Source organism: Microbacterium paraoxydans, assembly GCF_900105335.1.
In the GTDB taxonomy this organism is placed as follows: Bacteria; Actinomycetota; Actinomycetes; order Actinomycetales; family Microbacteriaceae; genus Microbacterium; species Microbacterium paraoxydans.
Window position 1 is genome coordinate 416,261 of sequence record NZ_LT629770.1, and the last position, 13,876, is coordinate 430,136.

The 13,876-nt window shown below is 70.2% G+C and carries 12 protein-coding genes; 4 read left to right on the forward strand and 8 right to left on the reverse strand.

Annotated features, from left to right (window positions below; translation table 11 throughout):
* Position 1: 1 nt before the first annotated feature.
* Complete coding sequence (locus BLU02_RS02270; RefSeq protein ID WP_231919621.1) at positions 2–1,633, reverse strand: FAD-binding oxidoreductase; 1,632 nt, start codon at positions 1,631–1,633, stop codon at positions 2–4.
* A gap of 20 nt (positions 1,634–1,653) precedes the next feature.
* On the opposite strand from BLU02_RS02270, the gene BLU02_RS02275 reads away from it, so the two are divergent.
* Both BLU02_RS02275 and BLU02_RS02280 read left to right on the forward strand, forming a co-directional pair.
* Positions 1,654–2,262 carry a TetR/AcrR family transcriptional regulator gene (locus tag BLU02_RS02275; protein WP_060921818.1) on the forward strand — a complete coding sequence of 203 codons (609 nt, stop codon included), beginning with the start codon at positions 1,654–1,656 and terminating at the stop codon, positions 2,260–2,262.
* Entirely contained in the window at positions 2,259–3,716 is a 1,458-nt protein-coding gene (locus tag BLU02_RS02280) for a glycerol-3-phosphate dehydrogenase/oxidase (RefSeq protein WP_060921817.1), read from the forward strand. Before BLU02_RS02275 ends, BLU02_RS02280 begins: the two co-directional genes overlap by 4 nt.
* A gap of 29 nt (positions 3,717–3,745) precedes the next feature.
* Here BLU02_RS02280 and dxs read toward each other — a convergent pair whose 3' ends face one another.
* The 5 genes from dxs to dut form a co-directional block, all read right to left on the reverse strand.
* The gene (gene dxs / locus BLU02_RS02285; protein WP_060921816.1) at positions 3,746–5,686 is read right to left on the reverse strand and encodes a 1-deoxy-D-xylulose-5-phosphate synthase; all 1,941 of its coding nucleotides are present in this window, start codon (positions 5,684–5,686) and stop codon (positions 3,746–3,748) included.
* Positions 5,687–5,841: 155 nt separating this feature from the next.
* Positions 5,842–8,721, reverse strand: a complete 2,880-nt coding sequence (locus tag BLU02_RS02290; protein ID WP_174521424.1) for an aconitate hydratase — start codon at positions 8,719–8,721, stop codon at positions 5,842–5,844.
* Between the two features lie 108 nt (positions 8,722–8,829).
* On the reverse strand, positions 8,830–9,564 hold the full coding sequence (locus BLU02_RS02295; RefSeq protein ID WP_060921814.1) for a DUF3159 domain-containing protein: 735 nt from the start codon (positions 9,562–9,564) through the stop codon (positions 8,830–8,832).
* Entirely contained in the window at positions 9,561–10,148 is a 588-nt protein-coding gene (locus tag BLU02_RS02300) for a DUF3710 domain-containing protein (protein WP_060921813.1), read from the reverse strand. The genes BLU02_RS02295 and BLU02_RS02300 overlap by 4 nt, the downstream gene beginning before the upstream one ends.
* On the reverse strand, positions 10,145–10,615 hold the full coding sequence (dut, locus tag BLU02_RS02305; RefSeq protein WP_060921812.1) for a dUTP diphosphatase: 471 nt from the start codon (positions 10,613–10,615) through the stop codon (positions 10,145–10,147). Before dut ends, BLU02_RS02300 begins: the two co-directional genes overlap by 4 nt.
* 12 nt (positions 10,616–10,627) lie before the next feature.
* Between dut and BLU02_RS02310 the strand changes: the two genes are divergently transcribed.
* Positions 10,628–11,092: a DUF3093 domain-containing protein gene (locus BLU02_RS02310; protein WP_060921811.1), complete on the forward strand. Its 465-nt coding sequence runs from the start codon at positions 10,628–10,630 to the stop codon at positions 11,090–11,092.
* A gap of 73 nt (positions 11,093–11,165) precedes the next feature.
* Here BLU02_RS02310 and BLU02_RS02315 read toward each other — a convergent pair whose 3' ends face one another.
* On the reverse strand, positions 11,166–11,459 hold the full coding sequence (locus tag BLU02_RS02315) for a DUF4193 domain-containing protein (RefSeq protein ID WP_060921810.1): 294 nt from the start codon (positions 11,457–11,459) through the stop codon (positions 11,166–11,168).
* Positions 11,460–11,658: 199 nt separating this feature from the next.
* On the opposite strand from BLU02_RS02315, the gene sepH reads away from it, so the two are divergent.
* Positions 11,659–12,705 (forward strand): septation protein SepH, encoded by a 1,047-nt coding sequence (gene sepH / locus BLU02_RS02320; RefSeq protein WP_060921809.1) that lies wholly within the window; start codon positions 11,659–11,661, stop codon positions 12,703–12,705.
* Between the two features lie 18 nt (positions 12,706–12,723).
* Here the strand turns inward: sepH and BLU02_RS02325 are convergent, their stop codons facing one another.
* Positions 12,724–13,845, reverse strand: coding sequence for an alkaline phosphatase family protein (locus BLU02_RS02325; protein ID WP_082750012.1), 1,122 nt, complete (start codon positions 13,843–13,845; stop codon positions 12,724–12,726).
* Positions 13,846–13,876: the final 31 nt, after the last annotated feature.

Sequence of the window (13,876 nt, forward strand, 5' to 3'; positions counted from 1 at the left end):
GTCAGACGGTCGCCCTGTGCCCGCCGTCGACGAGGACGGCGCCCGGGTTCATGATGCCGCGAGGATCGAGTTCCCGCTTCACGGCGGTGAGGATCCGCACGCCGGTGTCCCCGATCTCCTGCGCGAGCCAGGGGGCGTGATCGCGACCCACGGCGTGATGATGGCTGATCGTCCCGCCGTTCGCGAGGATCGCGTCGTTCACCCTGCCCTTCACGACGGTCCAGGCGCCGAGCGGATCCTGTCGCAGCCCGGCGAGCACCGTGAAGTAGAGGGACGCGCCGGTCGGGTACACGTGCGAGACATGACACATGACGTACGAGCGGGCGTCCGCCGCGTCGAAGCCGTCCCGCAGCGCCCCCTCGACCGCTTCCTTCAGAGTGCGCAGGTTCGACCAGGTGGTCGCGGTCTCCAGCGTCTCGCAGAACACCCCGGCATCGAGCAGTGCGTCACGCAGGTACGGACCGTCGAAGCGTCCCGCCGCCCATTCCTCCGCGTCGCCGGTGCCCGCAGACCGTCCACCCGCCGCGGCGAGGATCTCCGTGGTCCGGTCCCGGCGTGCCGCGGCGTCGTCGCCCTCGAACACCGTCACGACGCTCGCCCCCTTCGCAAGAGCCTTCCCGATCCGGCCGACCTGGGCGAGGCTCACGGCGGTCTCGGCTTCATCCGAGAGCCGGATGACCGTAGGGCCGGCCCCTTGCTGGACGACCCGGCGGAGCGCATCGGCGCCGCGGTCGAAGTCCGGAAAGGTCCACGACTCGAAGATCCGCGCCGTCGGTACCGGGTGCACGCGGACGCGGACCTCCGTGATCACGCCGAAGATCCCCTCGGAGCCCAGGAAGAGGCGGAGGAGATCCGGCCCGGCCGCCGATCCCGGCGCGCGGCCGAGGTCGAGATCCCCCGTGGGCGTCGCGACGCGGATCCCGGTCACCATCGCGTCGAAGCGCCCGTTGCCCGCCGAGTTCTGTCCGGACGACCGAGCGGCGGCGAAACCGCCGATGGTCGCATACCGGAAGCTCTGCGGGAAGTGCCCCAGCTCGAACCCGTGCGCCGACAGCAGCGCTTCGGCCTCGGGTCCGGTCGTGCCTGCTGCGAGGGTCGCCTCGCCGCTCACTTCGTCGAGCCGGAGCAGCCCGGAAAGCCGGCGCAGGTCCAGGCTGAGCACCGCACGATGTCGGCCGGTCTCCGGGTCCAGCGCCCCGACGACGCTCGTTCCCCCGCCGAAGGGGATCACGGCGATCCCGCGCTCCCCCGCCAGCGCGAGGCAGGCGCGGACGGCGTCGTGGTCCGCGGGGAACACGACGGCATCGGGGGCGTCCTGCTCGACAGCCCGCCGCCGCAGGAGATCGGGCGTGGAGCGCCCCCCGGCATGCCGAAGGCGCATCGACGTCGTGGCATCGACCGCGTCTGGACCGACCGCGGCCACCAGCGCGTCGAGATCATCGACCGTCAGCCGGGAGGGCCGTACACGCACGTCGTCCAGCGCGGGCGGACGCGGCGGGCGGGGAACACGGCCCAGCAGCAGGGGCAGCAGGCCCCGGACCGCGAGAGGGAGGTCCTTCGCCCTTTCCGGGTCCCCCCAGCCGTTCCAGCGCATCTCGGGCCTGTCGGCTCCTCTGCCGTTCCGCTGCTCCATGGGTTACAGTGTGACACATCATGGAAGAACGTCAACCTTCGGATGTTCCCTCGGAAGCCTTCACTCCCGCCTGGGATGCCACGCAACGCCGAGTCCTCGACGCTGCGGACGACCTGCTCGTCCGCAGCGGTGTCCACGGTGTGACCATCGCCGCACTCGCCCGGCGCTCCGGCCTCAGCCGTCCCACCATCTACCGGACCTGGCGCGACGCCGACGACGTCGTCCGTTCCGCGCTCCTGCGGCGGGTCGCCGACCTCCTCCAGGAGTTCCCGGCGAAGGTCGAATCCCGGGATGCGCTCGTCGCCGATGTGCTGCAGTTCACCTCCCTCTTCCGGGGTGACCCGGTGTACGGCCGTCTCCTCGAGGAGGAACCCGAGGCGTTCACGCGGTACACGCTGCACCGGGTGGGCTCCAGCCAGCGGCTCATCCTCCGGTGGCTGGCCGACGCGATCGCAGCGGCACAGGCCCAGGGCTCGGTACGCGCGGGCGAACCCGGCGAGATCGCCGTCATGCTGCTCCTGATCGCCCAGTCCGCCGTGCTGTCGCACGGCACGGTGGCCGACCTCATCGACGAGCAGGCCTGGGAACGCGAGCTCCGCGCCGCGCTGGACGGCCACCTGCGGCCATGACCTCCGCCTCGACCGCTCTCAACGCGCTGCGCCGCCGAAGCGAGCTCGTGGCCGCGGCCGACGACACGTGCGACCTCCTCGTGGTCGGTGGCGGGATCACCGGAACGGGCGTGGCCCTGGACGCCGCGTCGCGCGGTCTCCGTGTGACCCTCATCGAGGCGGAGGACCTCGCCTTCGGGACGAGCCGGTTCAGCTCGAAGCTCGTCCACGGCGGCCTGCGGTACCTCGCGACGGGCGACGTGGCGACGGCGCGCGAGAGTGCGCGGGAGCGGCATCTGCTGATGTCGGTGATCGCACCCCACCTCATCCGTCCGCTCGGACAGCTGCTCCCGTTCGCCCCCGGTGTCAGCGGCCGCCAGCGGGGGGCCGGGGCGGCGGGGATGGCCATGGGGGACCTCCTCCGCCTGCAGGCGCGCACGAGCGCGAAGACCCTCCCGGGGCCGCACCCCGTCGGGACGGCGAGGGCCCTGCGCCTGTTCCCCGCCCTGAACCCCCGCGGACTCCGCGGCGGCATGGTCACCTACGACGGCCAGCTGTCCGATGACGCCGCCCTCGTCATGGCTGTCGCCCGCACGGCTGCCGGTCTCGGCGCGCGGATCCTCACGCGAGTCCGCGCCGAGCGGCTGCACGCCGACGGGGCCACGGCGACGGACATGCTCACCGGGGAACGCATCGATATCCGGGCACGGGCGGTCGTCAACGCCACCGGGGTGTGGGCGGCGACCCTCGACAAGGGTCTCACAGTGCGCCCGAGCCGCGGCACCCACATCGTCCTGGACGCCGCGGATCTCGGCGATCCGGCCGCTGCGCTGACCATCCCGCTGGAAGGTTCCATCAGCCGCTATGTGTTCGCCCTGCCACAGCGCGGCGGGCGTATCATCGTCGGTCTCACCGATGTCGACGCGCCGGGCCCCATCCCCTCCGTCGCCGAGCCCACCGAGGCCGAGATCAGCTTCCTCCTGGAGACGCTGAACCGCCTGCTCGCGGTGCCAGTGGCGCGGGACCGCGTCCGTGGGGCCTTCGCCGGCCTCCGCCCGCTCGTAGACACCGGAGCAGCCGAGACCGCGGACGTCTCCCGTCGTCACCTCGTGCGCGCCTCCGAGTCCGGCATCATCTCCGTCCTCGGCGGCAAGCTGACGACTTACCGCCGGATGGCGGAAGATACCGTGGACCTGGCGGTGCAGCAGCGAGGCCTCCTGGCCGGTCCCAGCAGCACCGCGACGCTGCGCCTGATCGACGATCCCGCACCGGGTGACGGCTCGCAGGACGGCATCGCCGAGGGCACCACTCTCTCCCGCGCCGCCGTCGAGCACGCCGTCCGATTCCAGGGCGCGCTCACGGCAGCCGATGTGCTGGACCGCCGCACGCGGATCGGACTCATCCCCGACGAGCGCGCCCGCGCCCTTGCCGTAGTGGAACAGATCGTCGCCGAGACGGTGGCCGACCTCGGCTGACCGACGGGGAGTCCTGCTCGGGAAACGCGTCAGTGGCGCTCGTGGAGCGGGAGCTCGATCGCGCCGGTCTCGCCGGCGTGGCGGGCCTTCGGGATGCGGGTGCCCAGCACCTGTGCCACGACGTCCTGGGCGATCTTCGAGGCCGTGAGCCCGGCGTCGGCGAGGATCTGATCACGCGAGGCGTGGTCGATGAACTCGTCGGGAAGACCCAGCTCGTCCACCGCCGTGTCGATGCCCGCCTCGCGGAGCACCTGCCGCACGCGCGTGCCGATGCCGCCCACGCGGATGCCGTCCTCCAGCGTGATCACCAGGCGATGCCTCGCCGCGAGCTCGACGACCGAGGGCTGCACCGGGATCGCCCACCGCGGGTCGATCACGGTGGCGCCGATGCCCTGGGCGCGCAGCCGCTCCGCCACGTCGACGGCCAGGGAGGCGAAGGGGCCGATGGCGACGATGAGGACGTCTTCGCCCTCGCCGCGCGCCAGCACGTCCACGCCGTCCGAGAGGCGCTCGAGCGCCGGCAGATCGGCGGAGACGTCGCCCTTCGGGAAGCGGATGACGGTCGGAGCGTCCTCGACGGCGACCGCTTCGTCCAGCGCCTCGGTCAGTCGTGCACCGTCACGGGGTGCGGCGATGCGGATATGCGGGACGATCTGCAGCATGGCGAGATCCCACATGCCGTGGTGGCTGGGACCGTCGGGACCCGTGACGCCGGCCCGATCGAGCACGAAGGTGACGCCCGCGCGGTGCAGCGCGACGTCCATGAGCACCTGGTCGAACGCCCGTCCCATGAACGTGGCGTACACGGCGACGACCGGGTGCAGGCCGCCGTAGGCGAGTCCGGCGGCCGAGGCCACCGCGTGCTGCTCGGCGATGCCGACGTCGTAGACACGGTCGGGGAAGCGCTCCGCGAAGGGAGCGAGACCGGTGGGCCGGAGCATCGCCGCAGTGATGGCGATCACGTCCGAGCGGCGTTCCCCGACCTTCACGAGAGCGTCGGAGAAGACGTCGGTCCACCCGCGGCCGCCCGAGGACAGCGTCTCCCCCGTCGTCGGGTCGATCTTTCCGACCGCGTGGAACTGGTCGGCCTCATCGTCACGGGCCGGCTGGTAGCCGCGGCCCTTCTCGGTGATCGCGTGCACGATGACCGGAGCGCCGTACGACTTCGCCAGTTCCAGGGTCTCCAGCAGGGCGGGAAGGTCGTGACCGTCGACCGGACCGAGGTACTTGATGTCGAGGTTGGAGTACAGGGCCTCGTTGTTCGTGAACCGGGAGAGGAAGCCGTGAGTGCCGCCCCGCACGCCGCGGAACACCGCGCGGCCCACCGGCCCGAACGCGCGGAACAGGCGATCGGACTTGTGATGGAGGTCCTTGTAGGCCGCCGCGGTGCGGACCCGGTTGAGGAAGCGGGACATGCCGCCGATGGTCGGCGCGTAGGAGCGGCCATTGTCGTTGACGACGATCACGAGGTTGCGGTCGTTGTCGTCGGAGATGTTGTTCAGCGCCTCCCACGTCATGCCGCCGGTCAGCGCACCGTCGCCGACGACCGCGACGACGTGTCGGTCCGCGCGACCCGTCGCGGTGAGCGCCCGGGACACACCATCGGCCCAGCTCAGCGAGCTGGAGGCGTGGGACGACTCGACGACGTCGTGGGGGCTCTCCGCACGCTGCGGGTAACCGGCGAGACCCTCCCGGACGCGGAGCTTCGAGAAGTCCTGACGGCCGGTGAGGATCTTGTGGACGTAGGACTGGTGGCCGGTGTCGAAGATGAAGGGATCGTCCGGGGACGAGAACACGCGGTGCAGGGCGATCGTCAGCTCGACGACGCCGAGGTTCGGACCGAGGTGACCGCCCGTCTGCGAGACGTTCTCGACGAGGAAAGCCCGGATCTCCGCAGCGAGTTCTTCCAGTTGCTCCGGCGAGAGTCGATCAAGATCGCGCGGTCCAGAGATGCTCGGAAGAATGGGCATCTGCGCCTCCTCACAGGCCTCGGCAGAGCGTCCGAAGGGGTGCGGACGTCTTCCCGATCCTACCGCTCGGAGCCGGGAATCCCCCGAGGGCGGGAGACCCTTGACACGCCGAAGGGGCCCGTGTCCGTGGACACGGGCCCCTTCGGCGTCGCGGCTCAGACGAGCGAGCGCAGCACGTACTGCAGGATGCCGCCGTTGCGGTAGTAGTCCGCCTCACCGGGGGTGTCGATGCGGACGACCGCGTCGAACTCCACCGGCTCCTTGCCCTCGGGCGAGTGCTCGCTCGGGGTGGCGGTGACCTTGACCGTCTTCGGGGTGACGCCGTTGTTGAGCTCCTCGAGTCCCGTGATCGAGACGATCTCGGTGCCGTCGAGACCCAGCGACTCCCAGCTCTCGCCGGCGGGGAACTGCAGCGGGACGACGCCCATGCCGATGAGGTTGGAGCGGTGGATACGCTCGAAGCTCTCCGTGATCACGGCCTTGACGCCCAGGAGGCTCGTGCCCTTGGCCGCCCAGTCACGGGACGAGCCGGAGCCGTACTCCTTGCCACCGAAGACGACGAGCGGGGTGCCCTGCTCGGCGTAGTTCATGCACGCGTCGTAGATGTACGACTGCGGGCCGCCCGGCTGCGTGAAGTCGCGGGTGTAGCCACCCTCGACGACCTGTCCGTCGTTCACGGCCGAGACCATGAGGTTCTTCAGGCGGATGTTCGCGAAGGTGCCGCGGATCATGACCTCGTGGTTGCCGCGACGCGAGCCGAAGGAGTTGAAGTCCTTGCGGTCGACGCCGTGCTCCGTGAGGTACTGGGCCGCGGGGGTGCCCGGCTTGATGTTTCCGGCGGGCGAGATGTGGTCGGTGGTGACCGAGTCGCCGAGCGTCGCCATGACGCGCGCACCCTCGATGTCCTTCACCGGGGTGAGCTCCATCGTCATGCCGTCGAAGTACGGGGCCTTGCGCACGTAGGTCGAGTTCTCGTCCCACTGGAACGTGTCGTCGTCCGGCGTGGGCAGGTTGCGCCAGCGCTCGTCACCGTCGAACACGGTGGCGTACTGCTTGATGAACTGGTCGCGCGAGATCGACGAGTCGACGATCTCCTGCACCTCGTCCGGCGAAGGCCAGATGTCCTTGAGGAACACGTCGTTGCCGTCCGCGTCCTTGCCGAGCGCGTCGGTCTCGAAGTCGAAGTGCATCGAGCCGGCGAGGGCGTACGCGATGACCAGCGGCGGGCTGGCCAGGTAGTTCATCTTCACGTCCGGGCTGATGCGACCCTCGAAGTTGCGGTTGCCCGAGAGGACGGCCGTGACCGCGAGGTCGTGCGAGTTGATCGCCTCGGAGACCTCTTCGATCAGCGGACCGGAGTTTCCGATGCAGATGGTGCAGCCGTAGCCGACGGTGTAGAAGCCGAGACCCTCGAGGTCCTTGTCCAGACCCGACTTCTCGTAGTAGTCCGTGACGACCTTCGAGCCGGGGCCGAGCGTGGTCTTGACCCACGGCTTCTGCTTGAGGCCCTTCTCCCGCGCCTTGCGGGCGAGGAGACCGGCGGCGATCATGACCGACGGGTTGGACGTGTTGGTGCACGACGTGATGGCGGCCAGCGTCACGGCGCCGTTGTCGAGGGTGTACTTCTCGCCCTCGGGAGTCGTGACCGGCACGGGGTTCGACACGTTGGCCGGCGCACCGCTGCTGATGTGCACGGGACGCGTGGTCGGCTCCTCCTCGCCGGGGACCTGACCGGGGTCGGACGCCGGGAAGGAGTGCTTGGACTCGAGGTCGACGATGTCGTCGCTGGTCGAGGCCGTGGCGTAGTTCAGGATGTCCTGCTCGAACTGCGTCTTCGCCTCCGAGAGGAGGATGCGGTCCTGCGGGCGCTTCGGGCCGGCGATCGACGGGACGACCGTGCTCAGGTCGAGTTCCATGTACTCGCTGAAGACCGGCTCGTGGGAGGCGTCGTGCCAGAGCTTCTGCTCCTTGGCGTAGGCCTCCACGAGCGCGACGGCCTCGTCGCTGCGGCCGGTGAGGCGCAGGTAGTCGAGGGTGACGTCGTCGATCGGGAAGATCGCGGCGGTCGAGCCGAACTCGGGCGACATGTTGCCGATCGTCGCACGGTTCGCGAGCGGCACCGAGGCGACGCCCTCGCCGTAGAACTCGACGAACTTGCCGACGACGCCGTGCTTGCGCAGCATGTCGGTGATGGTCAGCACCACGTCGGTCGCGGTCACACCCGCGGGGATCTCACCCGAGAGCTTGAAGCCGACGACGCGCGGGATGAGCATCGACACGGGCTGGCCGAGCATCGCGGCCTCGGCCTCGATGCCGCCGACGCCCCAGCCGAGCACGCCCAGTCCGTTGACCATCGTGGTGTGCGAGTCGGTGCCGACACAGGTGTCGGGGTAGGCCTGGAGGACGCCGCCGTTGGTGCGGTCGTAGATGACCTTCGCCAGGTGCTCGATGTTCACCTGGTGGACGATGCCGGTGCCGGGGGGCACGACCTTGAAGTCCTGGAACGCGGTCTGGCCCCAGCGCAGGAACTGGTACCGCTCGCCGTTCCGCTCGTACTCGATCTCGACGTTGCGCTCGAGGGCGTTCTCGGTGCCGAACAGGTCGGCGATGACGGAGTGGTCGATGACCATCTCGGCCGGCGAGAGCGGGTTGATCTTGTTCGGGTCGCCGCCGAGCGCCGTCACGGCCTCGCGCATGGTGGCGAGGTCGACGATGCAGGGCACACCGGTGAAGTCCTGCATGACCACACGCGCCGGCGTGAACTGGATCTCGGTGTTGGGCTCCGCGTTGGCGTCCCAGGACCCGAGCGCCTCGATCTGCGCCTTCGTGACGTTCGCGCCGTCCTCGGTGCGGAGCAGGTTCTCCAGGAGGACCTTGAGGCTGAAGGGGAGCTTGTCGAAACCGGGCACCGTGTCGATGCGGAAGATCTCGTAGTCGGTGCTGCCGACCGTCAGGGTGCTCTTGGCACCGAAGCTGTTCACCGTGGACACGAATCCGTCTCCTTCTATTCGGATGGGAGCGACAGGCGCCTCCATCTTGCTCGCCGGTGCGGCCGCGCGGCTAGCAAGGGGGACCTAACCAGTCTGCTCCGCGCAGGTCACCGGCGAAAGCCCGTGATTTATCTTGATGTCGAGATAAATCTATCACGCCGCCGCGGGGTCGTCGTGCGACGACGCGCGGGGATAGAGCGCGCGGACGACCAGCCACGTCACGGCGATCAGGGGCGCGAACAACGGCAGTCCCATCACGAGCTTGAGGGTCCCGAGGGCGGTGACGTCACCGGCCAGGTACAGCGGGAACTGCACGATCAGCCGCGCGAAGAACAGCGTGGCCCAGGCGATGCCGAGCCAGAAGAAGGCCCGCCGCTTGCGACGATCCGCACGCCAGGCGGTGCCCTCCCCCATGAGGAAGCCGACCGTGAGACCGATGACCGACCAGCCGACGAGAGCCGAGACGAGGATCGCCGAGCCGTAGACCGCGTTGGTGATGAGGCCGGGAACGAAGTTGTCCTCGCCGCGGCCCGTCCACAGCGCCAGACCGGCGGCGGCCACGGCCGCGATCAGTCCGCCGAGGGCGGCCGACGGCGGCGACTTCTGCACCAGCCGGACGACGGTGAACACGGCGGCCAGACCGACGGACACTCCGAGGGGCAGCAGCAGGGGCTCAGGCCGAAGGGTGAACAGGATCACGAACGCGAGGCTCGGCAGCACCGACTCCAGGATCCCGCGCCAGCCGCCCATGGCCGACCAGACCACCTTGTGCGTGCTCGCGCTTTCGGACGGATCGAGCCCGGCCTTGCGCGCGGCGCCGCCGAGTGCTGCTCCGAGGATCTCCGACGCGCTCTGCGTGCGTGGCTCCTCGGCGTCCGGCGTGGTCACGCGGAGCCCGGCGTCGCCGGCATCTTCAGGGGAATGAGGTCGCGCGGCGGCATGGGCGCTCCCCCGCGGACGACGACGATCGAGCGGAAGAGGTCCTCGACCTTCGCCGCGGCCTCGGGGTCGGACGCCGCCGCTCCGCCGATCACGCCGCGGAGGAACCAGCGCGGGCCGTCGATGCCGATGAAGCGCGCCAGACGCAGGCCGGAGCCCTCGCTGGCCGTGGCGGGGACCTCGGCGAGGAGTTCCTTGCCGAGCGGACCCTCCCGCTCCTCGACGCGACCGCCCTGCGCCTTCACCTGGTCGCGGAGCTGGACCCGCGTCTCATCCCACAGACCGCCGCTCCGCGGAGCCGCGAACGGCTGCACCTGGAGCGACGACTCGGCGTAGTCGAGCCCGACCGCCACGATGCGCTTGCTCTGCTCCTCGACCTCGAGCCGCAGGTTCAGTCCCTCGCGCGGCAGGATCTTGATCCCGCCGAGGTCGATGTACGGGCGGACGGGGTTCGCCTCGGAGTCGTCGAACGGGCCCTCGGTGGCGCGGTTCTCGGGCGCCGACTTGGAAGGAGTGTCGTTGCTGTCGGTCATTTCGCCTGTCCTGCTTCGTTCTCGGGAGTCTGTGCCTGGTAGCCGGTCGAGCCGAATCCGCCGGCGCCGCGGACGCTGTCCGGAAGCTCGTCGACCGGGAGGAACCGGGCGCGGGTGACGGGCATCACGATGAGCTGTGCGATGCGATCGCCGACGGCGACATCGTACGCGCTGTGGATGTCCGTGTTGATCAGACTGACCTTGATCTCGCCCCGGTAGCCGGCGTCGACGGTGCCCGGCGAGTTCACGATCGAGATGCCGTGCTTCGCCGCGAGACCGCTCCGGGGCACCACGAAGGCCGCATAGCCGTCCGGCAGCGCGATGCGCACGCCCGTGGGCACGAGAGCCCGCTCCCCCGGCTCGAGCCGTACGGCCTCGGCGGCCACGAGATCGGCTCCGGCGTCGCCCGGATGCGCATAGCCGGGGACCACTGCGGCGATAATGGGGACATCAACGGAATCGGTCACCCCATGAGGCTAATGCAGAACCCCGCAACGGACGCACGTCCCCGCTACCACGAACGCCTGGCCCCCAGCCTGTGGCTGCTGGTCACGATCGCCCTGGCGGGACCGATGGTGTCCCTCATCTTCGTGCCGGTCGGCTCGACCTTCGCGCTGCTGCTCGGCGGAGCGGTGTCCGCGCTGCTCGTGGTGGCGGCCATCGCCCTGGCTCCGGTCGTCTCGGTGCAGGACGACGTACTCCGCGCCGGGCCTGCTCACATCGACGTGCGCTATCTCGGCGAGCCGATGGCTTTGAACGGCGAGGACGCGCGCAGCGCCAGAGGACCCGAGCTCCCCGCACGCGGCTGGCACCTCATCCGTGGCGGCATCGATGGAGTCGTCGTGGTGCCGAACACCGACGAGGCGGACCCCGTCGTCGCCTGGACGATCTCGACACGCACCCCGGACCGCCTCGCCGCGGCCATCCGCGCCGCACGGGACTGACCGCACCCGCAGACGACAGCGCGCCCCTGACCTGGATGGTCGGGGGCGCGTGGGGCGTCGCTCAGAGGGCTGCTCAGGCAGCGCACTCCTTGCAGATGGGGCCATCGGGTCCCTCGTGGTCGAGCTGCGAGCGGTGCTTCACGAGGAAGCAGCTCATGCAGGTGAACTCGTCCTGCTGCGCGGGCAGCACGACGACATCCAGCTCGAGGTCGGAGAGGTCCGCGCCAGGGAGGTCGAAGCTCGACGGGTTGTCGGAGTCCTCGTCTCCGGTCGTGCCGGACAGCTTGTCCGGCACACGCTCCTTGAGGGCTTCGATCGACTCGGAGTCGTCTTCACTCTTTCGGGGAGCGTCGTAATCGGTTGCCATGCGGTGAATCTCCACTTTCATGGTGCGAGTGGGCGGGTGCGCCGTCGGGTAATCGGCGGCCATAGTTTGCATGACCGGCGGGCGTTTCGCAAATGCCCTCCCATGCGACAGGGCAAACTCACGGCACGCCCGCCGTATTCCCCGTTCCGGCCAGCCCGGCGTGACACCATGAACGCACACCCATCAGAGGGGCATTCGCATGGAAAACGTCACCATCGTCGGCACAGAGGCAGGAGTGCTCGTCCTCGCTACCGAGGCGGGCGAGCGGTTCGCGCTGCCCATCGACGCCGTGCTGCAGCGGGAGATCCGCCGCGCGACGCGCCAGGCCGAGCCGGCCGCCCAGAAGCTCGCTGCGAGTCCACGCGACATCCAGGCACAGATCCGCGCCGGTCTCACCGCCGCGGAGGTCGCGGAGCTCCTCGGGATCAGCGTCGACGACGTCGCCCGGTTCGAGGGCCCCGTCCTCGCCGAGCGCGAGCACATCATCGGCCAGGCGCTCGCCGTGCCCGTCCTCATCGGCAGCGAGGTCGAGCCGGATGCGCAGCCCACCTTCGGAGCCGCGATCCGCGCCAAGCTCGCCGAGGTGGCCGCGTCGTCCGAACGCTGGGCCAGCTGGAAGGAGGAGTCCGGTTGGATCATCAAGCTGGAGTTCTCCGCCAACGACGTCGAGCATGACGCCCGCTGGAGCTTCGATCCGCGGCGCAGCGCCCTCTCCCCCCTGAACGCCGACGCCACGCAGCTCTCCCGCCAGGGTTCGCTCCCGGAGGGCCTCATCCCGCGCCTGCGGGCGGTGGAGGCGGACCGTGCCGCTTCCCCCTACAAGGACGACAGCCGCTTCGACTCCGGTGCCTTCGGTCCTCGTCTGGTCCCGGCTCCGGTTGCAGAGGCCGACGAGCCGGCGCAGCCCGAGCGGTCGGCGCCGGCGGTCCAGGACGCCGCGATCAACCGCGCACCCGACTCCGCCTCGACGAGTCCGGAGACCGCCGACCTCCTCGAAGCCCTGCGCCGCCGTCGCGGCCAGCGGGAACCGTCGCCGATCGAGCACGAGATCGAGGAGACTCCGGAAGAGTCCGACCCCATCGCTCTGTTCGCCGCCCTGGAGGAGCCGGACGACGAGCCCGAGGCCCCCGAGCCCGCGCCGCGTCAGCCTGCTTCCGGGGACAGCGACGGCAGCGGGCGTCGGCGCCGCCGGAACGCGATGCCGTCGTGGGACGAGATCGTCTTCGGAGCGCGCACCGACGAGTGATCGGTTCCCGGTCGAGCCTCAGGAGGCGAACGATCCGAACCGCAGGAAGGGAACCCGCGTCTCATCCGGCGTGAGCGCCCCGTGCTGCCCCACCATGCCGCGATTGCGCTGGTCGTCGGCAGTGCCGTCGTAGAGTGCCCGGACTCCCGTGGCGATGACCAGGACGTCGCCGATGCGATCCAGGACCTCGTCTCGCACGACCGGACCGAAGAGCCCGGCCTCCACCGCCTCCGCGCGGGTGACGACATCGGCCGCGCCCTCGAGGTCGCGGCGAAGCCGCGTCGCAACCAGAGCGGCATCGGCGTCCGGCTCAGAGTAGAGGTGCAGCATGCGGGGTTCTCCGCCCACGTGACGGATTCCCGCGAGATGCGACTCCTCGAGCACTACCTGACGGTGGAACGGCACATCGACCATCCCGTGATCCGAGGTCACGACCACGCCGACCCGCGGGGGGACGCGGAGCGACAGCGCCCCGTCGATCCGCTCCAACGCGGCCACCCACTCGGCGGACGCGACACCGTGCTTGTGCCCCGCCTTGTCGACCTCGGGGAGGTAGCAGTACACCAGCGAGCCCGGATGCTCCGCGGCCAGCGTGTAGGCGACCTCGACCCGCTCCTCCGGCGTCGCGGCAGACACGAAGGTCGCTCCCCGCAACGTCGCCCGCGTGAAGCCGCTGTGCGCGTAGGTCGCGAGTCCGACGGCGAACGTCTCCTGTCCGACCGACGCCGCGCGCTCGAACACGGTGGGCGTCCCCTGCCAGGTGAGGGGATCCAGGCCGTCCGTCTCCCACCCGCTGAGCTGGTTCACGAGCACGTCCCGTTCCGGATCCCTGACCCGGTACCCGACGAGGCCGTGCTCCCCCGGCCAGGCACCCGTGGTGAGGCTGGTCAGCGCCGCCGCCGTCGTCGTCGGGAACACCGTCTGGGCGACGTCCTTCTTGGTCATGGATGCGGTGAGCGACCGGGCATGACCGGCGTGGCCCCTGAGGCTGATCGCCCCGAGGCCGTCGATCACCACGAGCACGGCCGAATCGGCGCTCGGCAGCGTGGCGGATTCGCCTCGGAGAGCGGAGCGAAGGTCGTCCGCCACCCCGACGACGCTCCGGGCGCCGGGCGGCACGGACGGTAGCATGAAGGGCATCCGAGCCAGTCTGACACAGGCTCCCGTACGC